At 58.4% G+C, this 24746-nt stretch carries 19 protein-coding genes and 4 pseudogenes; 9 read left to right on the top strand and 14 right to left on the bottom strand.

Features of this window, described 5'->3' with window-relative positions; genetic code table 11:
* Positions 1 to 112: 112 nt before the first annotated feature.
* On the top strand, positions 113 to 1078 hold the full coding sequence (locus tag KUF59_RS38050; RefSeq protein WP_258767868.1) for a PGN_0703 family putative restriction endonuclease: 966 nt from the start codon (positions 113 to 115) through the stop codon (positions 1076 to 1078).
* 450 nt (positions 1079 to 1528) lie between these two features.
* On the opposite strand, the gene KUF59_RS38055 is transcribed toward KUF59_RS38050, so the two are convergent.
* The 4 genes and pseudogenes from KUF59_RS38055 to KUF59_RS38070 all read right to left on the bottom strand — a co-directional run bounded on the left by KUF59_RS38055 (position 1529) and on the right by KUF59_RS38070 (position 4845).
* Positions 1529 to 1828: a hypothetical protein gene (locus KUF59_RS38055; protein ID WP_258767869.1), complete on the bottom strand. Its 300-nt coding sequence runs from the start codon at positions 1826 to 1828 to the stop codon at positions 1529 to 1531.
* Entirely contained in the window at positions 1825 to 2181 is a 357-nt protein-coding gene (locus KUF59_RS38060; RefSeq protein ID WP_258767870.1) for a hypothetical protein, read from the bottom strand. Before KUF59_RS38060 ends, KUF59_RS38055 begins: the two co-directional genes overlap by 4 nt.
* A gap of 34 nt (positions 2182 to 2215) precedes the next feature.
* Positions 2216 to 2683, bottom strand: coding sequence for a hypothetical protein (locus KUF59_RS38065; RefSeq protein WP_258767871.1), 468 nt, complete (start codon positions 2681 to 2683; stop codon positions 2216 to 2218).
* An 829-nt stretch (positions 2684 to 3512) separates the two neighbouring features.
* Positions 3513 to 4845: pseudogene (locus KUF59_RS38070) on the bottom strand (IS5 family transposase).
* A gap of 293 nt (positions 4846 to 5138) precedes the next feature.
* Here KUF59_RS38070 and KUF59_RS38075 point away from each other — a divergent pair.
* Positions 5139 to 5558, top strand: a complete 420-nt coding sequence (locus tag KUF59_RS38075) for a hypothetical protein (protein ID WP_258767872.1) — start codon at positions 5139 to 5141, stop codon at positions 5556 to 5558.
* On the opposite strand, the gene KUF59_RS38080 is transcribed toward KUF59_RS38075, so the two are convergent.
* The 7 genes and pseudogenes from KUF59_RS38080 to KUF59_RS44465 all read right to left on the bottom strand — a co-directional run bounded on the left by KUF59_RS38080 (position 5555) and on the right by KUF59_RS44465 (position 12673).
* Positions 5555 to 6256 carry a peptidoglycan-binding domain-containing protein gene (locus KUF59_RS38080; protein WP_258767873.1) on the bottom strand — a complete coding sequence of 234 codons (702 nt, stop codon included), beginning with the start codon at positions 6254 to 6256 and terminating at the stop codon, positions 5555 to 5557. The two genes, KUF59_RS38075 and KUF59_RS38080, sit on opposite strands and share 4 nt — an antisense overlap.
* A 99-nt stretch (positions 6257 to 6355) precedes the next feature.
* Positions 6356 to 7144 (bottom strand): protein-tyrosine phosphatase family protein, encoded by a 789-nt coding sequence (locus KUF59_RS38085; RefSeq protein WP_258767874.1) that lies wholly within the window; start codon positions 7142 to 7144, stop codon positions 6356 to 6358.
* Positions 7141 to 8052: a hypothetical protein gene (locus tag KUF59_RS38090; protein ID WP_258767875.1), complete on the bottom strand. Its 912-nt coding sequence runs from the start codon at positions 8050 to 8052 to the stop codon at positions 7141 to 7143. The genes KUF59_RS38085 and KUF59_RS38090 overlap by 4 nt, the downstream gene beginning before the upstream one ends.
* A 95-nt stretch (positions 8053 to 8147) precedes the next feature.
* Entirely contained in the window at positions 8148 to 8528 is a 381-nt protein-coding gene (locus KUF59_RS38095) for a hypothetical protein (RefSeq protein WP_258767876.1), read from the bottom strand.
* A 402-nt stretch (positions 8529 to 8930) separates the two neighbouring features.
* Positions 8931 to 10490 carry a hypothetical protein gene (locus tag KUF59_RS38100; RefSeq protein WP_258767877.1) on the bottom strand — a complete coding sequence of 520 codons (1560 nt, stop codon included), beginning with the start codon at positions 10488 to 10490 and terminating at the stop codon, positions 8931 to 8933.
* A gap of 953 nt (positions 10491 to 11443) precedes the next feature.
* A pseudogene (tnpC, locus tag KUF59_RS38105) lies at positions 11444 to 12187 on the bottom strand (IS66 family transposase); the annotation flags it as partial.
* A 183-nt stretch (positions 12188 to 12370) separates the two neighbouring features.
* Entirely contained in the window at positions 12371 to 12673 is a 303-nt protein-coding gene (locus KUF59_RS44465) for a transposase (RefSeq protein ID WP_408918053.1), read from the bottom strand.
* Between the two features lie 1081 nt (positions 12674 to 13754).
* Between KUF59_RS44465 and KUF59_RS38110 the strand changes: the two genes are divergently transcribed.
* The 6 genes and pseudogenes from KUF59_RS38110 to KUF59_RS38135 all read left to right on the top strand — a co-directional run.
* On the top strand, positions 13755 to 13949 hold the full coding sequence (locus KUF59_RS38110) for a hypothetical protein (protein WP_258767878.1): 195 nt from the start codon (positions 13755 to 13757) through the stop codon (positions 13947 to 13949).
* Positions 13950 to 14127: 178 nt separating this feature from the next.
* Positions 14128 to 14622: a hypothetical protein gene (locus KUF59_RS38115; protein WP_258767879.1), complete on the top strand. Its 495-nt coding sequence runs from the start codon at positions 14128 to 14130 to the stop codon at positions 14620 to 14622.
* A 56-nt stretch (positions 14623 to 14678) separates the two neighbouring features.
* On the top strand, positions 14679 to 15713 hold the full coding sequence (locus tag KUF59_RS38120; protein ID WP_258767881.1) for a fatty acid desaturase: 1035 nt from the start codon (positions 14679 to 14681) through the stop codon (positions 15711 to 15713).
* Positions 15710 to 17434, top strand: coding sequence for a sulfatase family protein (locus KUF59_RS38125; RefSeq protein ID WP_258767882.1), 1725 nt, complete (start codon positions 15710 to 15712; stop codon positions 17432 to 17434). The genes KUF59_RS38120 and KUF59_RS38125 overlap by 4 nt, the downstream gene beginning before the upstream one ends.
* A gap of 154 nt (positions 17435 to 17588) precedes the next feature.
* A pseudogene (locus tag KUF59_RS44470) lies at positions 17589 to 17786 on the top strand (hypothetical protein); the annotation flags it as partial.
* A gap of 61 nt (positions 17787 to 17847) precedes the next feature.
* Positions 17848 to 18079: pseudogene (locus KUF59_RS38135) on the top strand (IS3 family transposase); the annotation flags it as partial.
* Here KUF59_RS38135 and KUF59_RS38140 read toward each other — a convergent pair.
* The gene (locus tag KUF59_RS38140) at positions 18049 to 20118 is read right to left on the bottom strand and encodes a recombinase family protein (protein WP_258767883.1); all 2070 of its coding nucleotides are present in this window, start codon (positions 20116 to 20118) and stop codon (positions 18049 to 18051) included. The pseudogene KUF59_RS38135 and the gene KUF59_RS38140 overlap by 31 nt on opposite strands.
* Positions 20108 to 20278, bottom strand: coding sequence for a hypothetical protein (locus tag KUF59_RS38145; protein WP_258767884.1), 171 nt, complete (start codon positions 20276 to 20278; stop codon positions 20108 to 20110). The genes KUF59_RS38140 and KUF59_RS38145 overlap by 11 nt, the downstream gene beginning before the upstream one ends.
* Positions 20279 to 20701: 423 nt before the next feature.
* Here KUF59_RS38145 and KUF59_RS38150 point away from each other — a divergent pair, with 423 nt between their 5' ends.
* Positions 20702 to 20941, top strand: a complete 240-nt coding sequence (locus tag KUF59_RS38150; RefSeq protein WP_258767885.1) for a hypothetical protein — start codon at positions 20702 to 20704, stop codon at positions 20939 to 20941.
* A 25-nt stretch (positions 20942 to 20966) separates the two neighbouring features.
* Here KUF59_RS38150 and KUF59_RS38155 read toward each other — a convergent pair whose 3' ends face one another.
* A complete protein-coding gene (locus KUF59_RS38155) occupies positions 20967 to 24734 on the bottom strand; it encodes a Tc toxin subunit A-related protein (RefSeq protein ID WP_258767886.1) in 3768 nt (1255 codons plus the stop codon).
* Between the last annotated feature and the right edge of the window lie 12 nt (positions 24735 to 24746).

Here is a 24746-nt window from a genome sequence, read left to right on the forward strand (position 1 = left end):
CAATTGTCCCGGTTCTAATCGCATTTCCAAAATTCGCTTTGCTGTGGGACTTCCCGGGGCACCGATTTCAACCGAGAGCGGCTGCTGTGGCGATTTTTGCGAGGGCTACTGAATGGCCAATACCTATCTACGCGATCTCAGAACGAGTTTTTCCTATTACCGAAATACTTACTTTTCCAACCAACCTGACTGGTTCGAACCGCGGCCTATTAATGGCGCTGTCGTTTTCAAGAAGGAATATCGCGACTGGAACCTGCTGATCCCCCCCTGCGGAGTAGCGGATCGCCAGCGGATCGTCGGAAAAATTCCAAAATCGAAGCGGCATAAGCATTTTGGCAGTATGCAGAGTTCACAAGCCCTCGCACAATCTGTGTTTGGCACGATTGAAGTTCTGGGTCGACTGCCGTTGTTGGCAACGGTCAGGGCAGAGGACGGCAGACCAGCATTTGGCCCATCACCAGACCGATCTGATCTCGAATTCGAGAAAAGCGTGACCACGCTTGGCGAGGTGGGGGACAGGGCGACCTCTGTGGACGTTTGGTTTGAGGGCTCATACCACGTCGCAGTCGAATGCAAGCTCGCGGAGGCTGAGTTCGGAACCTGCTCGCGTACACGTTTGAAAGAAACGGATGACAAGTTCGAGGGACAATTCTGTGATGGAAGCTATGCCAAACAGCGAGGACGCCAGCGTCGATGTGCGTTAGCTGAATTGAACATCGACTATTGGGAATATACCGAAAGCGCCTTCGGTTGGGCAGCCAACATCGACCATAAGAAATGTCCTTTGAGGGACACCTACCAGATTGTTCGCAACGTTCTGGCTGCCTGTGTTACAGACGACCATCGGCTCGATGAGAACGGTGGTCACGCGCTCATACTCTATGATCAGCGTAATCCTGCGATGTTGCCTGGCGGCAGGGGAGAATCCCAATGGCGTGACGCTTACGGCGCAATTCAGACTGCTGGCACATTGAGACGACTTTCGTGGCAGTCGCTCATGGCGCAGTGGCCTACCGATGAAGTCCTTGATTGGATGAAAGCGCGGCTTAAAGACAAATACGGGCTGCATCCCGATTAAGAGGTTTCTAAATTGCGTGCGACCACGGCGGGTAACTGGCTCCGGCACCTCAAAGATCGTCCTGAAAATTCCACCAATTCGGCCACCAGACCAGCGGGTTTTCGGCGCCAATCGTATCAAACTTCCAAATTCATCAGCCCTCATCGTTGTCCCTGATTGAGCCGCGCCACGGGAGAAAATCAAGCTCGCCTTGGAATTGGAGCCTCAACAACGGCCTACACCAGGGTGATTTCGTTCTGGGCGCCTTATTTTCAGGTGTCCTGTAGGGTTGGATGGCTAGGGAAAAAGCGAACTGGCGGGCCGTGGCTTCGAATGGCAGAGACATGCCTTTGCGCCTGCCTCGCCCACAGTGTGGTCCGCAGAGATGCGCTGCAACAACGCTGATCCCATCTTGGTCTCGTGGCGCCAGAATACTCGCCTCCTGCGGGCCGAAATTGAAGCCTGGTTGGACTACGGCTTGAACCGGTATCCGGGACAGAAGCGCTGGGTCGCCTTCGTCACGCTGATCTTGCCGTGGCAGACCTGATCGCACAGGGGTCCCAGGTCCAGCTCGGGATGTGCGTCCGTGAATGTGATCAGGTCCTTACTCTCCCCGGCCCCCGTCCTGTGCACCATAAAACATTGCGGTTGCTTCACAGAGACCGAGCAGGCGTCGAAGATGTACGCGATCGTGTCGCAGGTGGCGGTATCATATTTCGCGGCCTGAGCCGGGCTGATCAGCAGTGCCAGTACAATTAATTGTAATTTCATCCGGCCCTCCGTGTGCGAAATTTGAAACCTGGTTGGGCTAGGTCTTGCGCCACCCCGACGGGCAGAACCTGGACAGGGCCTCCGCGACGGTGAGTTGCCCGGCACAGACGCGACGGCACACGGCCTCGAACTTTCTGTGACAGCCAGTGGTCTGCGATCATCTGGCGGTACCCCTTGGCGTGGCCCGGCGGGTCGATCCAATTGCAGATGGTCTTGTTTATCCGGCTCTCGTTGCAGGTTTCGAGCATGTGCTCGACAGAGCTGCAGATCATGAACTGCCGCGACGGGGTGACGTCAGTCTCGGCAGCGGCCGGGGTGACGAGCAGCCCCAGGGCCAGAATGGCGTATTTCATCCCACCCTCCATCACATTGAGAACCTGGGCCGGGCTACGGCTTGGTTCGGGACGGCTTCAGTACCTTCGCGACCGGCGCTGCCAACCGGAGGGCGTCAGCAGCACTGATTTCCCCCCGCGAATAATGCCGCAGCATCGCGGCCTCGGCCTCCTGGATCACGATCTCAGCGTAGCCCGCGGGCGCGGGGCGCGGGCAGAACTTCTTCAGCGCCCGCTGCCATGTCGTCTTTTCGTGGCAAACCTGCTGGCACAGTTCGGGAAATGCGGTATCACTGAGGTGGTGGCGCTGCGTGATTACGTCGAGGTTGTCGCGGCTCCATCGTAGCCGTCTGTAGCCTACCCCGGCATCCATGCACGTGCCATCGACGGTATCATTAATGGTGTTAGCCATCTCCACGCAGTACCGGAAATACTGTTCCACGACGGCGCACTCTCGTTTGGTGTAGGTCTCGGCGACGGCCGGGGTGATGAGCAGCCACAGGACTAGGGCAACGCGATACATGAAAAAGCTCCTTTCAAATGAATGACCTAATGAGAGAAGATTAGCGAGTGCACGCCGTCAGTAAAGAGGACCAGACTAGGTCCAGAGGCCTCGCCGCTCACGATGTCGCAAGGCGACGCACTACAAATTCGTCTCCAAAATTCCCGTCAATTTCGGGCATGATGAACGCCGTTTCCGAGCCCGGATCGCCTCAGCGTGCAAATTCATCAGCCTCTCGGCGCTATGGCTAATTGGCTGCGCCACAGGAGAAAATCCGCCCCGTCTTGGAAGTTGAGCCCTCAACAGCGCCTACACCAAGGTGATCTCGTCCTGGCCGCCTTATTTTCAAATGGCGGTAGGATTGGATGGCTGAATGTATCGCGAGCTGGCGGGCTCTGGCTTGGTCTGGCAAAGGTATGCCATTTGTGCATTTGATATACACACCTCAGCAGATTTTCCCTGCTTCCTGTGGTGATCCTCGGAGCCTATGACGACCTAATGGAGGTGAACCGGCGGCGGATCGCACTCCTGGAGGAAATGGCGCGGCGGCTACCCGAAACGTGGCGGAGAGAGTGGGAGTCGAACCCACGATCGTGGTGCTGAACCAGTAAGTAGCCGGCGGCCGCCAGGCTCGGACCGCGCGCAACGGCTCTGCGAAAGAACCAAGCCGGTGCTTCAGGTCAGCCGACCACTCACAAAGGTCTGGTGGAAGTTCCATCATGCAGCAAGGCGAACTGACCCAAGCTGAACAGAGGCAACATGAGCAAATTCAGAAACAAGCGATTGGCCGAGGGACGTCGAGTCGGCGAGCAACTCTAGTCCGCCGTGAAGAACGCGGACGATCGCTGATTTAAGCGATCTTTTGTGCCAGGACGGTTTGAGCCAACGCCCGGATGATGACTCGCAAAAGCTCTGCGATCCATCGCAGGAGCAGGCCGATGTTGTAGCCGGCAGCGGCGAGGACGGCGTTGATGCGGTCGCCGAGGCGGCCCTTGAGATAGTTGCGATCCATGCGGTGCTCGGCCTTGACATGGCCGATGACGGGCTCGACAGCCGCACGACGCTTCATCTCGCGCCGGATGGAAGCGGTGACGCGGCGAACCTGACCAGAGATCCAGACCCTGAACCGATGCGGGTGGTTGTGACCGCGATACCCTTTGTCGACGTGGATGCGGCGAGCCTCCACGCCGGTGAGCTTCTCCATGTCGGCGATCACGGGGCCAAGCGTGTGGCCGTCGATGATTGCCGTGCAGGGCCTTGGTATGGAGCACGAACTGTCCGCCCTGCGGAGACGTTACGGGGGTGGCGATACTGACCTTGCAGCCGAACTCGTAAGGCGCGCGGGCTTTCCCCTTGCCGATGCACTCGACCTCCGGCGCATGTAATGCATAGACCTTGGGGCCGCGCTGATGCTGATCCTGGCTGCGCACCTGCTGCGCTAAACCGAGCAGCGGGCCGGAGCGAGCTTCCAGCACCGCATCGCCATCAATCTTGCGGCGAATGTCGCGGATGATCCGGCCAAGCCGTGTCCGTAGGAACTTGAGCTGGCGCCGGGCGCGTTTGAACTGGTGGGCGTGGGTATAGCGGCCGACCATGATGGCGGCGCGCTTGGCCAGGCGCAGATAGCTCTGGCGCAGCGGCACACGGTTGCGCTTGGCGAGCCCGACGAGCTTGATGATGGCCCGATGCATCAGCCGCGCGTCGGTCGGATGCGCAACGGCCTTGGGCTGGACCGTAGTATCGACCACCACCCGCTCCAGGTCGTTTGGACCAATGGCGCCAGTCTTGTGCGCCACCGACAGACTTTCCTGGATCAGCGCGACGAGCTGCTCCTCGCCGAGCCGCTGGCGCCAACGCGTCATCGACGATCGATCGAACGGCAAACGGTGGCAAAAGCTCAACTCGCCACAGAAGTATTGGTAGTAGGGATTCTCGATCCAGCGGGCGCACAGCACCTCATCTGACAGATTGTGCGTGTGCTTCAGGATGAACAGGCCGGCGACAAGCCGCGTCGGCAGGCCAGGCTGCCCCGGACCGATCTGGCACACCGAACCAAAACGGTCATCCAGAAACTTCCAGTCGATCAGCGCCGCCAACTGCACCAGCGGGTGGCCCATGTCGATGATTTGATCAAGCGCCGGAAGCAACAGGTCCTTCTGGCGATCGTCCCGCGGTTTGCTCATCGCCGTTCCCAATGCCGATGACCCGCCGCAAGGGAATCACGAATCGCTCGAAAGCAAAATCCCAAAACGCAAGAAAGCGCGGCCCAACACCCAGCTTTCCTGCAAAAACGAATACTTTATCGAGACAACTTCCGTCTATCTCTCAGGCCGATCGGAATTCTTCACGGGCGACACTCTACCCCCAACCAAGTCTCGGCAACTTCCAGCGATTGGCTCCTACAGCAGACTGATAAGCTTTCGTATGAAACCTTATCAGTTCGCCCAGTGACTCCGATTGTCTGAAAACGTTATCAGTGAACCAACTGACTCCGTTTCTGCGAAGTACTTATCGGCACGTCGAACAAGATTTTATTTTGCTGCAGCTTTCGGATCCAGCGCGCGGAGCCAACCATCACACGAACGTTAAAGTCTTCAATTGCTTTCTTTCCGGCTCCGCCGGGCCTTTCGGGCCTGCCCCGGCCTTGTCCGCGCACCTCAAAACGGCTGTAACGTCTGCCGACCACACCAATTTCTTCTGCGGCGCCAGCTCGGCGATCCGACTAAAGGTGCTGCATCCTTTCAAAACGGCACAGCTCTTCGGCCCGCCCGGGCTGGTCCCACCGCGCTCGGTTCGCCGGCATCCGAAGCCCGACCACATCGAGCGCTTGCCAGTCGGCTCCCCGTTCGCGCTGCAGCAATCGCGCAGCCTTGTGGTCTCACAACGGCCCGGCTAAAGGCCAATGTTCAACCGCCTTGCAGTCTGGGGGCCCACCTGTCCGTCAACCACGAGTCCTTTGACTGCCTGGAAAGCGGCGACCGCTGCGACTGTAAGGTCGCTGTACTCGCCGTTGATGGGACCCGGGTTGAAACCAAGTCCTTTCAAGGTGCGCTGAATGTCGCGAATGACGGATGCCTTCATGTTCGGTTGTCCCAGAGCGTAAAGCTCGCTTGGCTTCTCAAGCTCGAGATCCTCGCCCGGAGAGCCATACGTAAACTTCGGCAGAAGGATTCCCGTATCCCAATTGCGGCCCGATACCTTACCCTCACGGACTCCATAGGCCGTCCCCATCGCCTCAACGGTGCCGCCCTCACCATCACATACGACGATATGACCCATCATGCCTGGTCCAGGCGGATAACGAAGAAGAATGCCTCCAACCGTTGAGGCCGCCTGCTTCACGGCGACGCGCTTTCCGAGCCGCTGTGAATCGGCCTTCCAGGCGCCCGTGTATGCCTCAACCGTTGCGGGATTCCCGTTGTCATCAACGCAACCGTAGAGGAAGCCGCCAACCTGATAGACCAGCCAGGACATGAACTCCGCGCAATCCCACGGGCCGTGCCAGTTCTTGTTGTTCTTGGGCACGCAGACATTGACGTACCTCTCGCCGATACGCGTCCGGGCCAGCCGGAGCATTTTCTCGCCGTCCGTCATGCGATTTTCTCCTCAAATGAACCGTTCGACTACGTTTGCGGAAAATTCCTTGGCTCCGCTCGCCGCGTCTTGAGGATAAGTCCGGCGCAGCTCGCTCTTCTAGCGCGGTAAGCGCCAGACCGCATGCTGGCCCGCGATAGGCCCTTGGAAACATACCATTTGCTGTTGTTTCGCCGTGATCGAGAGTGATTCAATGGGCTTGAAATTGCGTATTTGTGCGAGGGACCGCTCCCTTGCCTTCTCCTCCAACGGCGTTGCGGTCGTGATCCAGTAGGTGACGGCCTCCTCGGCGCTCAATCCACAGAACTGACGAAGGGCGATGGCAGATGAAACCCCGGAAGCATGGTAGCCATTCCAGCAGTGAACCAGGATGGGTTCGTGATTGCCGCTCACGATCCTGTCGCGAATGGCGGTCAGAAACGTTTTTCGACCATGATCGGAATATTGAGGATGCAAAGCGCTGTAATTAAAGACGTTGGTCGTGCCATTTCGTTCACACTGCGTAGGCGCAGGCTTAAACCCGGAAGCACCATAGACATAGTATGCTTGTGAAAATCCTTCCTGACATAGGTTAGTGAGCCCCTCTTCGGGAAGAGGCCCGTTGTTTGGCAGCTGTGGTTTTCCATAGGCTGCGCGGTACGAATTATTAGCGCCTGCGCGATACAGGATACCGGGAAGGACTGCGCGGAAATTGCGCACTCCCCATAGGTCCGGCTTTCCCTGGCCATGATCGTCGACGGCGCTTTCGTAAAGCGTTGTGAGCGCATACCGTGCTTGGAAAGCCTCAACCGACTTCTGAAGGCTTTCATCATGATTTGCGGGTTCATCGGCGCGGCTAAGCGTTGCCGCGCAAAGAATCAACGACGCTAGATAAATTCTCCGCGTCATCGGCTCCAATCCGCAACGCATTGTTCGACCGCAGACGCGGTGGGATGAACCGTGCCCCCACGCTCATCCTTGGGAAACACGGCTCTGATGGATGCAACTCTGCTGAGCGAGCCTCTCAGTGAGCCGCGGCATGTCCCCTTTACGTATTGGTCGAGCATGCAATTGACCATGTCCCATTCGTCCGCCTTCGCTTTGCAGGCCTCCTTCCACACGACAGGCTGGCAGCTTTGGGTGCGCCTGAGGTTGTTTGCGACCACCGCCATGGCGGTGTTTCCAAACTCAGTCTTGAGACCGAGCGAGGCATAACGGGCGAGCCGCAGCTCATACTCCGCGAGCGCGTAGTCCATCTGCGCTTTACGAAATTCAACCGTCTTCAAAGCAGCGGCGAATGCCGACCGGAAATCTGGCTTGCACATCAACTCCGCCTGTTGGTTGGCCCGGCAGGTCCATTCCCGATCAAGGCATCCGTCTTTCGTCGGCAGGTTAAGCTTGTCGAATTGCGCGGCAAACGATGCAGGGCCGCGCTGTTGATAGGCCTTGAGCAGGCCCGGGAGGTTCGACGACGTCCAATCAAGGATGCCAAATGTCATGCCGTCGAGCCCAAAATAGCCATCAAAGTGCTTTTCCTGACATTGGCCCGACACCGCTTTCAGGAATTTTCCAAACCCGCCCGCATTAGCACACGAAGCGATCTCCCTGCAGATCTGGTCGGGAGCATGCCCGTTGGTATTCGGCCCGCATGGCGTCGTCCAAACCCTTTGCCCCGCACTATTCGGATCAAACCGCAACTTTCCGGCGGGTGGCGTTTGCCGGCATTGGTTGGCGCTCGGACAGAACTGTGCCGCGGCGGAGCCGGCGGCCATAACCTGAATAAATAGAGCTGTCAGGACGGTAAGCAACAGCTGCATGCAATTCTTTCCAAGCCAGATTTTCCAACGGGCGGCAAAGCCCCGAATGTCGCAGCATTTAGCGAGGTATCACTTATGAGCCAGGCAGCTCTGCTTCAGACAGTCCCGATCCAAAAGCTGTGATCAGAAATACCGTCAATCTGAGTCCCGTTTTGGTTGCGGAATATGGCGACTGGCGTTCGATTTAATGTCGTGACAATCGTGAGCTTCACGCCGTGAACCTCGAACTTGGCCGAAGCATCAGTACTCCCGTTCAGCGTGACCTCACATGAACCAGAAGCCGCAGCTGGACTGCCGTCGTTGAGTCGGATGCGGATCGTGACAGTGCCGGCTTGTCCGAATGCTTGGTAAGAACCTACAAAGTCTACTTCGCGGTCATTGAGAACGGTGAAGGTGCCAGATCCCACCTGAAAGAAGCCAACATAAATCCTCAAAACGCCACTATGGTTTCCGAAGTAGAGACTGAGTTTTGCCATATCTTGCTCGCAAGGTCTTCTTGCCGTATTGCATTCGCTCTAATTCTTGGAAACGCGGCAACATGCCCGCGCGTTCGGTTCAGCGCCTCGCTCTATTGTAATCGCGCAAACGCGTAACGAGTATCGACTACCGCTTTGTCGCGACCGAACCACTCAAGCGCACACCGCCCCCTTCAGTAACGTTACATTTAATTACGAAAACCTCGGCGCATGTAGGTGCCGAAGCGATAGCCAAGTTCAATGATATTGCCACCGATTCATTATACCGGCCGATACCACAACCTTAACAAGAAGTGCTGCGGGCTGCAATAGTCCTCGATTTTCGCCGGCCAGCCTGCCCCGTTCGGGAAGATTCTGCGTAGTCCGGGGGAGCCTATTTCAGCGTTTGGGGTGCCACCGAAGCTAGTGCGGAGCCGACGCCGCGACAGCTGGCGAGGATTGTTGGCTCGGCTTTTTGATCGCGATTCGCCCGCACATCCATTTCCGGCTTTCCATAGAGGCCGTGATCCAATCGAAATCATCGTACGCGACCAGCTTAGTCACCGCGGCTGTCTCGTTAAAAATCGGCTTGAGCAGAGCCACGTTCTCTATGCTGAGGGTCGCATCATCCTTGTCCGCTTTGAAAGCGAACAAGAGCGTCTTACCGCCATCAAGCTTTTGGCCAAGGTTCGTCGCTTGATAGCAGCCAAAGCGTCGGTATCCGGACTTCACGAAAAATTCCGCAAGATCCGCTCCGGCTGCATAATCCTTAGGTTCTCCGCCAAAAAGTTTGCTGACCGACTCATCGTCGAGCGTTACAGGCTCCTTCAGCGTCTTCGAAAATGCGGCTCTATCGGAGTTCGCGACCGGCTCCGAGCGCGTCAGCCTGGAAAGCGCATCTGTAAAGCGTTTCAGCCTGTTCTCGTCAAAATCAGGTTGGTATGGGACCGGCGCCTGCGGAGGGTGCTCTATAGTAGCCTCCTTAGGCGTAAGCACTTGGTTTGCTCTGCCTGCAAACTCCCACAAGCCCGACTTGATAGAAGCTGCTGCGATGGCATAGTCATCGCCTAGACACTGGCTGGCTTGTGCTGCCGTCAGTCCAGACCGGATACCTTTGTAAGCCAGCGCGTACGGAATGTCGTTTTCCTTTGAGAACCCGATTGCAACGAGATCTCCTGCGAGATTGGTACAAAGGCCTAGGTTATTGGCATCGATTTTCTGCGGCGAGGTGTCGATCTGCTTGCGAAAGAATTTCATAGCCGTGTCGCCACCGTCGTTTATAATCGACGGCACATATTTGACGTTAATCTTTACCGAGCTGAAAGCGGTTCTCACTTCGTAGTCGCCTGGCGATAGTCTTCTGCTGACTGGATAATTTTCCTCTGTATTGAGTGCCGACAGGGTTTTCTTCAGTGGATCCTCAGTATTTCCAAATGCGGTCAACTGGTCTTTTGTCGGGCCCGAGAGCTTTCCGTTGAACATCGCCCATAGCGGCGGGATTAAGCCAGCAACTGCATAGCCAAGACTAAGCAATATGCCGGGCTCGTTCTGCGTTGAATAATTTGCGTAGGCCTGCAAATAAAGTTCAGGGCCGCCGGTGATGTATTGCGTACTCAAGCATGCACCGCGATTGTCTATCTTGATCACGCCTTTGGTGATCGCAAATACCGGAAAAAATGCCACGCCGGTGGTTGGGACGGTAGTATTGCCGGCCGTGTCCGAACTCATGAGCTTGTCGTTGATGACGATGAAATGGCTCGATGTTGCATTCTCTCTGATGAAAATATTTGAGGCCTGCCCATTGGTCAGGTTGGCAAGTGCGTTGCAACTGAAGGTGAGCTTATAAATCCGCTGGTCGCTGAGAGGTGCCTCTTGCCGTGGATGGTAGAGGGTAAGGTCCATTGCAGCCGATTGAGCCAAAACGTTGCTGGGAATCGCTGAAGAGGCCAATCCAAGAACGGCAAGTAAAGTCACTGAGCGCATTAAGCTACCTCACGAATATCAGTCTTAGGTTTGCAGTTGCACGAAAGGGTGAATTCGAGCGCCCGCAGGTTTTGGACACTGCGGAGCCGGCCGTTCTTCCAAGGAAATTAGACTAGCTCAATATACTCGGAGATAGACTAGCGCGAATCATCCGGCAAAACAACTTGCAAGAGTGTGGCTTTGAAGAAAGCTAGCCAACGCTAGCTGCTAAGCTGAAACGTCCTGGCCGGGTCACGCGCGCCGGAGTATCCCTGCTCGGTTCGCGAGCACGATTCCTAGGGCTTCTTGGTCATAACGCGCGCGCATCTTTGCGTTGCAGCATGATGTCTTATAGACCTTTAGAAGCGCACTGGTTCGTTGCCGGTGAGCCCGGAACTAGCCACAAGCGAAGAAGGCGAACCGCTGAAGAAAGGCCCTCGTCGACCTTCGAGGAGCGGACCACCGCCCGACGTCCGTTGGTCCTCAATGGTAGGAAACTGAGCCGAACCTTCCTTGCGACCGAGCGTGTGGGTGTTCGCATTTCGGGCTGCCCAAGTTTGCGACGCCCTCCCGCTATTGGCCACCTAGGCTCGCCGAGATCGCCAGTTTCTGGTTGATTGCAACCTCAAGTATAGCTTTGATAGCGCCGGTCGTCGTCGCGAGGTGCCCAATGAGAATTTGCATTATTCTGCTGCTGGGATAATAGCGCCTTCCGTTTCGCTTGCTGAACCGCTGACGACCGGAACGACCGTACTGGTGCTTGGCAAATACACCGCGCCAGAATCTGACAAAGACAACAAGCCGCGCGGCATTAGCTGGACGGGCTGTCTCGGTCGCCCAGGCGATGCACACGCGAGTGTTTGGTCATCAATGACGAAACGAGAGCCAATGGACACAGGACTGGCACAACATTCTAACTCGCGCATAAGTTCGCGACGGCAACCTGCATCAGCTCGAAGGCCAGCCCCTCTAAACGGATCGACGTTGTTCATCTTCGCTGTCTGCAGCAGTGTTGCGATGGTCGCCCAGGTTCGTCCGCCGCCGTCGCTGCCAGCGAAGAGGCTATTCCTTCTCGTAATTGTTGGTGGCCTGATGGCGCGTTCGACAATGTTGGAGTCGAGCTCAATGCGGCCGTCGGTGAGGAAGCGTTCGAAGATGGCACGGCGCGAGACAGCATAGCGGATCGCCTCGGCCAGTTTTGATTTGCCGGAGATCCGCCGCAACGTCTGCTGCCAGAGATCGAAGAGATCTGCGACGACTGCCGCGGAGGCTTGTTGGCGCGCAGCAACGCGTGCGTCGGGGCTTTGACCGCGCACGGTCTTCTCGATCTGCCAGAGCTTTGCCATCCGCTCGACCGTCACCGTTGCCACTTCCGAGCTCCCTGCAACATGCAGCTCATAGAACTTGCGCCTGCTGTGTGACCAGCAGCCAGCCAATGTGATGCCATCATTGCCGCGATCGGGGCGCGCCAACTTGTTATAAGCGGCATAGCCATCTACTTGCAGGATGCCGCGATAACCATTGAGATGGCGGACCGCGCATTCGCCGGAGCGGCTGTCTTCGAAGCGATAAGCCACCATCGGCGGATCGCTGCGGCCAAAGGTTCGGTCATCTCGGGCATAGGCCCATAAGTAGGCCGTCTTCGTCGATCCGGAGCCGGGAGCGAGCGTCGGCAAGGTGGTTTCGTCGGCAAAGAGCCGTTCGGCCTTCTTGACGTCGCATCGCCCACAAGCGCAACAAGGCCATCGATACCTTTGCGGAAGTCGACTGGATGGCTGGCGAGGAACACCTTCAAACCAGAGGGGATCATGCCGAACGGACCGCCCGGATCACCCGCTGCAAGTGCGCCTCGTCGACATCCACGCCGGCGCGCACGACGACCTCGCCAATGGCAATCTCGATCACTGCGCCTCCCACAGACGCCACCACACCCTCGCAACTCGAGTGCCGCAAGCGATAATGCCGCTCGGCCTGAGCATCACGGCGCCAGGCGAATGCTGCGACGGGTGAATGCCGATCCGGCGGGCGATCGCCGATAGGCTCGCACCAGGCTCCAGCGCCTCTGTCACAACTTGCGCCTTGAACTCGTCCAACCAGCGTCGGCGAGGCTGCCGCGGCGCTCCCTCAAGACGGTCGGCGACCGCTTCGATCAAAGGTTCTAGTTCCAGAACTAGGCGCAGACATAGAAGCTCACATCGGCCCACTCAGCAGCCGATAGCCGATCGCTCACCCAGTCCGCTAGACGGGGTCTCTTTGCCACTTACGACCGTCACGTGGCGCGCCTTCGATCGCGAGGGTCTCATCGGTATTTACTAGCTGTGCTCCCGATAACGGGTATGAGGTTGTAAGTTAGTAACAGAGAGCTTTGCCGGATGACGCTCACGACCGAAGCGGCTCTTGCCAGTCCAGCCCGCAGTGCCAGCAGGATCCAACCTCGCAGTACCCGCTTGCGTAAGTTATCCTGACCGGTCTGCGACCAATGGCCCCTCAAATTGAACTTCACTAGTCAGTGAACCTTCGATGGTATATTCTCAGTCGTTGTTATTTAGCGATACTGCAAGTTGCAGCACTTGAGATCAATGGCGCGACAATAACGCGCTCGAACCGATCGGCCTTTGATCAGCAGCACTACAACGGGAGATTTAGTCGGAGCTGATGACCTCAGTACCGGAACGGGGGACTAGCATGTTATTCCTTCGCAAGGTCATAACCGCTTCGTTGGTGTTCATAGCTTGTGCCGCCCAAGATTGTTATGAGGACGTGCACGCAGCCAACGGCCTGTCCACGCTGTGGTCCCCTGCCATAACAATTGGGTCGCCAGCGGGGCGGGCGCTATCATATCTTGGCAAACAAAGCAGACGTCAACTACAACCTTTGCTTGTTGACCAGGAAGAGCTAGATCAATCCAAAGCGACAAGTCTCCAAAATATACTTAGACTTTGGCAGCAGATTACAACGTCAGGATCTTCGTTAACCTAAGAGCGAATGCGTATCTTCTTTCTATGCCGCCCTTGTCCGGCACGCTTTTGGGTATTGTTTTAGCCTATTTTTTTAGCGATTGAATGCACTATCGGAAGGAACGGATACTCTCGCGCTGTTTATCGCGCGGAAGGCGGACATGCGGTTAGATCGTTGCTCTACAAAAAGAGGTCGGACTCAACTCTGTATGCGGTACTCATCGACGGGATGACATTGACATAAAGACTATCGCTCTGGCTGCACGGTGAGAAGTTCGGTCTCACGCTGAACGACATTATGGAGCGCGCGAACGGAGAAGCAGACGACATGCACGAGGTGCACTACCAGATCATTGCCGCCGAAGCCGTGATCACAGGCCTTGAGGTAATCCACGGGATGGCCGAAGACGTCGGCTTGCTTGCTCTCAGCCGCATGAGCGAGGAAGCGTTGCTCGCGCATACGAAACGTACAGCGATCATGTCTGGCGCCGCGCGGTTGGGAAGCGCGCTCGGATTCACCTGAATCGCGGCTCAATACATATGGGAAGCTCACGGACAAGAAATCAGTACCGCCCCAGGGAGGCGGTCAGGATGGTCGATCGAGACAAGGGGCTGTTGGAAACTTGGGCAACAGCGCGTTTGCTGCAGCCCCTATTGAACGACGTCGCCGAGTTTCTGCATGACCCGATGGGAGGCAACTCATGAGGACAGGATCAGTGCTCGCTGCTGCTTGGGTTTCGTTAGTGTTGGTAAGTGGGGTTTACGCGAGTGGACCGAGCGGCCTTTATATCCTCGTTGAAGAGGTCGAACTTGGTCCAACAGCGGACGCGCCGGAGTGGATCAAAATCGGCGGCGTGTTTCATTCCGAGATCGACGTTGAGAGAGAGAACAGGTTTGATGATGGTAGTTGGGGGCCAAAGCGAGGATGGGCGCATTTTACCTTGCCGGATCGAAAAAAAGATCTGGCCCGCGCCGAATGGCGAGAACTTGCTACTTTGGCCGCGAAACCTGAAAAGGAAAAGAAGGTCGTGGCGTTCGGGTCCACCATGGCCCAGCGGCTCGATAGAAATGCAGCAGGGTTAGTCAGCGGAGAAAAGGAGAGCGCCCAATCTGTCCCGTACTACGTCGACCACGGAATGTATCTGATTCGCGATGACGCTCCGCCGGCGGTGGCTGTCAGAAAATTTCCGAAATAGTGAGCTCTGTCGTGGCGGAGTGCGATCTCCTCCGCAGACGCGAGGACACCGCTCTGGTGCTGCTTGCCTTCGGGCACGGCGGGCTGCTACTCGCCGTGCCCGTGCTGCCGGTGGTAGCTCTCGGTGTCTGGTGGAATTCCAACACAGTTGCGCACTACTTCCTGCACACGCCTTTTTTCCGTGCGCGCCCGCTTAATATCCTGTTCGGACTCTATCTCAGTGCCTTGCTCGGAATTCCGCAGTCGATGTGGCGCGAGCGCCATCTCGCACACCATGCCGGCGCTCCGCCGCGGTTTCACTTATCGCATAAGGTAGCCGCAGAGATTATGCTGATCGCCACGATATGGGGCTCAATGCTGGCGTTTGCATCGGGCTTTTTTCTCACGGTCTACGCGCCGGGCTACATCCTCGGCCTGACGCTCTGTGCACTACATGGCCACTACGAGCATCAGAATGGCAAGACAGTCAGCCACTATGGACTCGGATATAACTGGCTATTCCTCAATGACGGCTATCACGCCGAGCATCACGCGAATCCGCAGAGTTGTTGGGCCGCACTGCCGGAACTCATCCATCCCGACGCCGTTGCGAATCGCTGGCCGGCGATCCTACGCTGGCTTGACGCTTGCAACCTCGATGGGCTCGAGCGTCTGGTGCTGTGCTTTCCCTGGTTGCAGAAGTTTGTTTTGCGCCGACACGAGCGCGCGCTTGGTGCGCTATTGTCGGGACGGCGAGTCGCTCGCGCGGCGATTGTCGGCGGTGGGCTGTTCCCACGAAGCGCTTTGCTGCTACACCGGCTCATTCCAGACGCTGAGCTGGTAGTGATCGACGGTCGCATCGAGAATCTCGATATCGCGCGCGCCATGTTGCCCAGAGGTGTAGGGGTCGTTCATGACTGGTATGATCCGGAACGCCATCGCGGATACGATCTGGTGGTCATTCCGCTCGCTTACGTGGGGGACCGCGCAGCGCTCTACCGGCAGCCGCCAGCGCCCCTCCTGCTGGTGCACGACTGGGTATGGCGGCGGCGCGGTACGAGCCGCGTCGTGTCTTGGGTCCTGCTCAAGCGCCTGAACTTGATGCAGCCATGAGACCGCTCAGCTTGCTCTGCGTGCTTGTATTGGCCAAGGTCTTGGTGCTTTGGGACCGTGAATTCGTCTGGACGGCTTGGACCCCTTTGGCTTTTATCTGGCAGGATTTGCTGATAGTGGCGCTGTACGCCGCGCTCGACTCGGTAGTGCGACGCCCGTGGACAAGCTGGAGCGTTTACGCACTGTTGGTCGGTTACGCGGCGATAAATGTGCCGATCGCCCGCGCGCTTTCAAGTCCGCTGACCGTGCCAATGCTGCGCGCAGCCAGCAGCACGATAACGGACTCCATACTTTACTACGTCACCGGCCCTAATCTTCTGCGCGTCGCAGCTGTTCTGGTCCTCGCATTCGCGCTGCCCCTTACGCTGCCCAGCCTGCCGATGGTGCACCGTGTCAAAGCGATGATTGCGGTCGGCCTGCTTGTGGTGCTTGGGCCAGTTGCATCGGCCCGTGTCGAGACCGAGGGACTGCACCGGAACCCGGTGGTGGCGTTCGTAGTCACGGCACTGCCACGCGTTGCCGGCGTCCTGCATGACGCTGACTGGAGTCTCAGTTCCTTCGAAGCTAGGCAATCGCAGGACCTCACACAGTGGCGTGGCGCGGCCCGCGGGCGCAATATCATTATCATTCATCTGGAGTCCACGGCAGCGCGCTACCTACGATCCTACGGCGCCGTGGAGGACCCGATGCCTAACCTGACCGAACTCGCGGCACAGGCCATTCTTGCCGAGAACGCATATACGGTTTACCCGGAAACGATCAAAAGCCTGGTGGCGGTGCAGTCCGCTATATATCCAGCGGTTGACACGGAGGCCGAGCGCTACGAGCACCTCCCCGGGCCGACCCTGGCAAGCCTTCTGTCAATGGCCGGTTACCGCACGGGTCTGTTTCATTCCGGACGGTTTCGCTATCTCGGAATGGCTGAAGTCCTACGCAATCGCGGTTATGAGACGCTGGAGGATGCCGGGGATATCGGGGGCAAGCATGAATCGAGCTTCGGCATCGATGAAGAGTCGACGCTGCGCCGAATGCTCGCCTGGATTGATGCCGGCGGCGAGCGGCTGTTTCATCTAACGTACATGCCGATTGCCGGCCACCACCCCTACGTCACGCCGACCGCCGGTCCATTCCTCGAAGGTCATTTGATCGGCCGCTATCGAAATGCGCTACATTACAGCGATCATATTATCGGTAGTCTGGTGCAGGGACTGCGTTCCCGCGGCTTGTTGGAGCGCACGCTTTTGGTGATCTTCGGTGATCACGGAGAAGCGTTCGGTGAACACGCAGGGAATTTTGGCCATAGCATATTCATCTACGAGGAGAACATACGAGTACCATACCTCGTGGTGGCTCCAGGACTCATCCGCGCGCCGATTCGCTTGGGCCGGGTGGTAAGCCTAGTGGATACTGCGCCAACTGTCCTCGACCTTTTAGCGCTCGCACGACCCGCAAGCTTCCAAGGCCGATCGATCCTCGAAGATCGGCATAATATGGCATTGTTCTGCACCGACTATTCGCAGGGCCTCATTGGCCTGCGCGACGAGCGTTGGAAATTTATTCACAATCTTGACTCCGGCCGCTCACAGTTATTCGACCTGGAAAGCGATCCGATCGAGCGGATCGACCTCTCGTCCCAGCATCCGGAGCGCGTTGACACGTACCGTACGCATCTGCGGCGCTGGTCCGCCAACCAAAAGCACCTTGCCGCGGCAATCCCTTAATCGGCTGAGAGGAGTTTCACGACGAGCGCGCGCGCCCCACTGGGCACTTGGCGAACCGCGGCTAACCGCCTAAGCGATTCGGAATGCATTTGGATGATCGGAGGGCGCACGTCAGGCGAACTTGAGGTGCGAATTGCCCTCCATACCGGACCGCATGTGCGGAAACGATCAATCCAGAAGCAGGGCACAAGTTTGCACTGTGTGCGGGCAGAGAACACTGTTTCCGACATCGCTCGAAGACCATGTAACCCAGGATAACCCGGTGCGAGCGGTCGACGTGTTCGTCGACGACCTCGATCTCGACAAGCTCGGGGTTGTCGGTGTCCAGCCCCTCGATACCGGCCCACCCAGCATCACCTCGGTGTTTGTCGACAAACGATCTGGCGATCGATGAGTGCCCCTCCATGAAGACGCAACTCGCGACGGACCACGCCATTGTCTGCAGCATGAGCCGTTCCGACAATGTCTGGGACAATGCTGCGATGTAGAGCTTCTTCTCCTCGCTCAAGACCGAACGCACCGCCAACAAGAGCTACCGGACCAGAGGAGGCACGAGCCGATGTGTTCGACTACATTGAAAGATTCTACAACTGCGCATCAGAACACCCATCTGGCTATGTAATTGAAGAGAAGAGATTTTGTTGAGCGGGATGCGATCCCGCGGGGTGTTTTGGGTTCTGTCGCGCTCGTTCGGCGATAGATTGAGCAGCAGTTGTTATCAGCCAGGTGCGGGCGAAGATCCAAGGACCATCCGGCAGAGGATGGATGGATTCGATCTCACCGACTTCAGCGGCCAGCCGGAGCGTCTTGGGCGCGATCTTCAAGAGCTTTGCGGCCTTGCCAAGGTTGAGCCATGGCTCGATCCCGTCGTCGGCGGGCTTGAACACCGGGATGTGGTAGTTCGAGCGCATTGATGTGACGCGCTCGCGGGTCCAGCGATTGCCGTTGCCGGTCTTGAGGCCGTTGCGATTGAGAAGGCCGGCAATCAGATCGTCGCTGGCGATCACCACCAGTTGACGTACGGCCTGGATGATGTCGGCAGAGGTGCTGTTGCGTTGTCCGCGCCGGCGCTTCGGCAAGCGCAACTCGCTGTGGGCGCCACCCACCCAATGAACGATGAGAACGATCTCGGAGGCCACGTCGTCGATATCGGCCACGACCTCATGGATGAGGGTGCGCACAATGCGCTTCTTGAGGCGAGCATCCGTCGTCGGCGCATCCCAGACCGTTTTGAGGTTCGAGGCCAGAACGCCGAGCGAGACTGGATCAGCAAGGGGTGCGGGCGTCGCCGCATCATGCATGGCGATCTTGGCCTCAACCTCCGCCGTGTGAGCGAGCGCCCTGTTCCAGCGGGCTTCCAGTCCACTGGCCACCAGCCGATTCGCGGGATCAGCGGCATCGTATTGCCGGAAAGCCCTGTCGGCGGCATAGCGCGCCGCTTCGAGGTCGCGACTGAGAGCATCGCGTACCTGATCGCGCCGTTCCCTGGCTCCCTTGGCGGCAGCGGTTGCGGCGGCGACAGCGCCCGGACCGACGACTCCAAGCAGTGCTGCCTCGATGGCGTCATCGACGCGCAGTCCGCCGAAGGCGATGCAGTGGGACCCGCCATTGTCCATCCAGGCGCGGCTGCAGCTGTAGCGCGGGATATGGTTTTCCATGCCGGAGTACCGGAGTGTGAGCTTGCGACCGCAGCGCTTGCAGCGGATCAGACCGGCCAGCAACGCCTCACCATGCTTGGGCGCGCCGTGATGCCGACTGGTGGGAACATTGCTGCTGACCATGGTGCGAATCGCCTCGAACTTCTCCCAGCTCACATACCCTTCGTGAGTGTTGGGCTTCAGCGTCAGCCATTCGTTCCGCGCCTTGCGGCGGATCTTCACGCTCACGCCCGCGGTGCTGTATCCCGCCGCCACAGCTGTCTTACCATAGGCATAGGCGCCGCCGTAGACCGGGTTCTCAATGATCCGGTGGATGGCAGAGTAGTTTGGTCGCCGCCAGGCCGTGTCGCCGTTGGTCTGCTTCACCGGCAGATCGAGATTGTACTCGTGGAGCCAGCAGAGCGCCTGCCGCGCGCTGCCCAGTTCCTCGACCTTGTCGAACACCAGCTTGATCGCTTCCTGGACACGCCGATCCGGGTCTTTCTCATAACGGTCGCCGGCCTTCACGAAGCCGACGGGCGCTGTCACAACCAACTCGCCCCGGCGTGCCTTCTCGTAGCGGGCCGAGAGCCAGCGCTGGCGCAACAGATCCAGCTCGTACTCGTTGAGGCTGCCTTTGAGCCCGAGCAGCAGGCGGTCGTTGCCGTGCCTTGGCGCATAGATAGTCTCTTGATCGACCAGAACGGTATCGACCACGCGGCACATCTCGATGAGTTGCTGCCAATCCCGGCTGTTGCGGGCGAAGCGCGAGACCTCGCGGGCGCAAACCGCACCAACCTTGCCGAGGCAAACCTCCGCCACCATTCGCTCGAATCCGGCGCGTTGTATGCCGCCGGCGGCTGAACGACCGAGATCATCATCGATCACTTCAATTTCTGACCACCCGAGTGCCGTCAGCCGGTCTCGCATGGCGTATTGCAGCGCGCTGCTCTCGCGATTGTGCAACACCTGATGGGCCGAAGATTGACGCACGTAAAGAATCGCCTTGCGCTCCAGATGATGAGGCCTGACCTTGTCAGAGATCATGATCGACCTCCTTCGCGGGCGGCGTCGCTGTCATCGCAGCATGGTCGAGGATCAACTGCGTCATCAGGCTCGTGAGCGCTGCCCGCGCTTCTGCTGGCAGATCCAGCCATGTGGGCGCGCCGATGGCGCCGTTCGGCAGGCCACTCCCGAACAGATCCATCTGCTGCTGCGGCCGCGGTTGTCGATCGTGTCGGTATCCGCTCCCTGGCACTGCCGTCTGCCGTGACATGAGTCTCTCCCCGATTCTGGTCGTGAGAGGCTCTGGATGCGCCAGAAAGCAGGGCAGCTGATGGCGTTCGATCCTTCAACGCCAGATCGAGAAGCGCAGAGAGCGCCGAAAGTGCGTCAATGCTGACAAACGGCTGAGCTGTCAAAGGCTCAGCGTAAGGGCATACTGCCCGATCGAACATCCATGCTGGAACCTCCAACCATCGATCCGCTTGCGATCCATCAAGAGAGCAGCGGAAAGCGACATCATCAGCCTTCTCGACCCTTCCATGAACGCAAACTCGGCGACCAAACCAGGGATGATGTCGATAAAGAACCTCGCGAAGAACGGTCCTGTGGGCGTTCTTGAGCCTTGTTGTACAACACGACCCGCAGGCACTCGACCATCGGTTATCTCAGCCCGGTTGAGTTCGAGCGCAAGGTGGGATTACTCAACCCGGTGTTCATCAAACCGGCATCAGCTCAGGGTTTGAGTCTGGGGGTTCGCTACATCGCGATACCCGCTATCGCAGGAACGGCGACAGGCCTACTCCTCGGGAAGAGGCGTCTCACGGAAACCGACCAGCTCAATTTGCTGCTCGAGGCCGCTGCTTGAGCGCGGAGGATTCCGCAGCAGGACGCTACGTGCCGCTCCATGTAACTGCAATCCACAGGTCCCCGAGTTCCTTGTCGTCGAAAAAGAGCTTCAGGTCCCCTACAGGTGCAGCTGGCAAAGCCATGCTCGTGAAGTTTCCGGTGAGCACTTTTCCCATTGTCACATCCTTGGTGAGCGTGTCGTGCTTAGTTGCGCCGTCGGTCTTGTCCGCCTTGTCGAACACGTCGAGGGTCGCGGGCGTTGCCGCCTTGCTGCTACGCGCGACGACATCCACCCGGGTCACGCTGGTCAGGCGACCTTTGCTCCAGAACGGGTAGTGTTCCTCGCGAAGTCCGAGCTCGAGCACAAAGCGCTGGTTGGCACCAGGGACCTGCCCCTGGAACTTCGCCCACTCGTTTGGAAACTCGTCTCGAACAGAAAACAGTCGAACAGACCCCACTGCCTTCGCATCGTCGATCAAGGACTTCAGGTTGGTGATTGCTCCTTGACGGAGCAACGATCCACCCTCGCGGGCCGTGTAGCGGATGTGCAGAATAACGTCGCTGATCGTCTCGTAGTCGAACTGGACCGGATCGCCCTTGCTCGGGTTGCCAGGCAGTTCGAGCTGCCACTCGCTGATGGCTCCCGCGTTCTCGAACGGCAAGTAGCGCTCGTCGCGCGGATTCGTCTCGAAGAGACCGCCGTCGCTTTGCGCCGAACTCGTGATGATCGACTGCAGACTCCCAAAGTAGTCTTCGAACCGATCATCCTCCGCGTTCTCGCGAGCGTAGACTCCGTCGCGGAGAACCGGCGTCTTGCGGATGCCGCTCTTGAGCAGGCTTAGCGTGCAGTTTACGCTTGCATAGGGCCCGCTGACACACGGGATGCTGAGAGCCACCGACTTGATACGGCGGAAGTAGTGGCCTGGGCCATCCATGTCGAAAAGGGATTCAGGAAGCGCAACTGTGCAGCGGCCGGTCCTCCGTAAACTGAGCAGCGCGAGCGGGGCCACTTGGAGCAGGCTCACATGCTTGGTCATCTCGTATTCGCGCTGATTCAGCTCGTGGTACGCAATCTCCATCCGCTTGATGTCGAGGTACAGCTTCTCCCCAGAAAGGAGCCCTTCCTTCCCGGCGAGATAGCCGAACTGGAGATACGTCAGCTCTCGGTTTCCGAGTTCATGCTGCAGTGCGCGCTCGGCCCGTTTGGCCGCGTCAAACGCGATCTGGAAGCACTGGGCGTAGAGACCCTTCACCTCGCGCTTCATCCACGTGTAGAGCGCCTTGTTCGTCTTCTTGCCCGACTTCTGCGCTCCCTCCTCATTCAGGAATCGCTCGGTTTCCGCCGCGTGCTCCATCTGCTTTCGGTGGCTCTTCAACTCCTGCTCGGCAATGGCTTGTCGAAGCTCCGCCGCACGGAACTGCTTGAACGTCTGCGCGATCTCTCCGGCTGCCAAGTTGCTCTGGAACGCCCAATCTTGCTCGCGGCGATTGTATGTCCCCACGCGCGCAGAGCCGCCGGATTCGTAGGTTCGTTTCTCCGCGTCGGCCCGAGCAAAGCCGGCCCAAAACGACATCGCCCGCGATAATGCAGACCCCCCAAAACTCAGGTTTCCACCGATTCCCCAGAACTCAAACGCGACACCCAGCTCGGGCAGCAGGCTTAGCCCCGCGCCGATCCTCTCTTTTCCAGACGCCCCTTCGTTCAAGTCCCTTGCTTCCGCGAGCTTGGTGATCTCAGTCCGCTCGTGACTGCTCACGATCTTTCCCCCGGCGTCACCGAGGTTCTGGGCGATGTCGATCTCAATGTCGCGCAGAGCTACTTCGGGCTCCTTCATCGCGAACTTCATCTTCTCGAGGCTCTCGGCGTCTAGGTCGGTCCACGGCGGTATTGCTTTCTCGATTTCGTCGTCCTTCTTTCCCAGCTGCCGCTCGTAGTAGGTGTAGCGTTGCACGGCGAGCGCCAGAGACTTGAGCAACCCCTCCTTCGACTTGATTGCCTCATGCAGTTGTCCATACTTCACGTGCTCAGTCATCTCCATGACCACGCGCTCATGCTTGGAACGCAGAATCGCAAGGGCCTCGCCGTCCTCTTTCTCCATCGCCGAGAGCAGATTGTTGCCGAGCGACTTGACCTCTTGGACGATTTCGCCGGCCTTCTGCACCAGGATCTGGAAGCGCACCAGCGGAAGGGGCTGGTTGAGGCCGTTGACGATGGCTCCCACGTCCAAGCCTGCGGCTGCGGCTCGCGCCAGCATAGCCGGATCGATAGGTGGCTCGAACAGCGCCAGCTGACGAAAGATGCCCTGGATGTTCAGGCTATTGCGAATCTTGAAGAGGCGATCTGCGACAGTGTCCCAGTACCCGAGCAACTTGTCGTTGCGCGGAACCCCGAAGTACAGCGCCTTGTTTAAGCTGCGCACCGTCGCCAGGCGATCGCTCTCATCCGAGGTCTCCCCTGGGAACGGGAGGAGGTCGAAGGGGATATCGGCCTCAACATCGCGCATGACGGTGCCAAACTGCTTGAGGTCGTTCCTCAGGTTCGCGTACGTCTGTGGGCGACCCCCCCCCCTCTTCGGAACTGCCTCCGGGCGAGGTCCGAGGATGTTCGCGGCCAGCACGTAGATCATGAGCGCTTCGTCAATGGCTTCGCCCGTGTCCTGCCGGAACAACGAGTCGCCCCAGGCGATCAGGTTGTCCAGATACGCCATGACGGTCTTGTACATGTACGCTTGCTGCCGGTATCTCGCGATGACGTGCGGTCGGAAAGGGGCGTCCTTCCACGCCTCGATGCTTCGTACCGTCTCGTTGCGGAGTGCCTCGTCGCCGCCGGTGGCGAGGTTCACGAGGATGTCCTCGATTTGCTTGACGTCCATGTGCTGGAAGGGACGCACCTTCCAGAAGCGTTCGGGCGTGGGCCCCTCACTGTCATCCGTCGGATCGAAGAGGAAATGAAACCACCGTTGGGCTTCGGCGAAGCGCTGGTTCTTACTCAGATGGATAGCGATGGTGAGCGGAACGTGAAAAAAGAGCTCCCAGTTGTAAACCGAATAGGCGCCGCCCGAGGTGAAATCCAGGTCTTTGACCGGGTACGGCCGGTCAACGAGCTCCGACGGCTTGTATTTCGTCGGTGAGAAGATGTCAGCGTACAGGACCGGCACTGGCTTCCTCCTGAGGAGCGTCACCTGCGTTCCATTCGGGATGGTGAGCTGCGCTCCGCTGGCCAACACGACCGACGTGCCCGCCGGGAGTGTCGCTGAGCCTCCGTCGTTGAGCGTAATCAACGTCCCTCCAGGCGGGCTTATCTTCGCATCACCCAGGAGGACGGCTACCATGTCCTGAGACAGAGTGAATGCCGTGCCTGACTTCGGTGTCTCCCTCATCCCCTCCACAAGGGTCGCCGTCAGTCCATCAGGCAAAGCAGCGGGCGTGTGATGCTGCATCTTGGCGGAGTGTGCAATCAGGACCCCGCCGGGTGCCTGCACGTCCGCGAGCAGGGCGATAGCCGAGCCTGCGTCAACGATGATGTTGGTGTTCTTCATCAGCGCAACTTCGATGCTGCCCGGGAAGGAAGCGCCGGCTACGTACTCCGTGTCAGCGGCCTGCAGGCCCGCCGTCCCTTTGCGGAGTAGCCTTTGGGCGAGCTGTCCGACATGGGGGTGAAAGTGCGGGTAGAAGCGGTAGCTGACCTCGCGCTCCTGGGCCACGACGTACTTCGTCTCCTTCGCACCGATGACGCGCCCGGGAATGAAGACGATCTCCGTGTCGAGGTGCCCGTGGAACTTCCGGACCGGGGCGGTGGTAATTGGATTCATGGCTTTGTCTCC

The sequence above is a fragment of the Bradyrhizobium arachidis genome (genome assembly GCF_024758505.1).
In the GTDB taxonomy this organism is placed as follows: domain Bacteria; phylum Pseudomonadota; class Alphaproteobacteria; order Rhizobiales; family Xanthobacteraceae; genus Bradyrhizobium; species Bradyrhizobium manausense_C.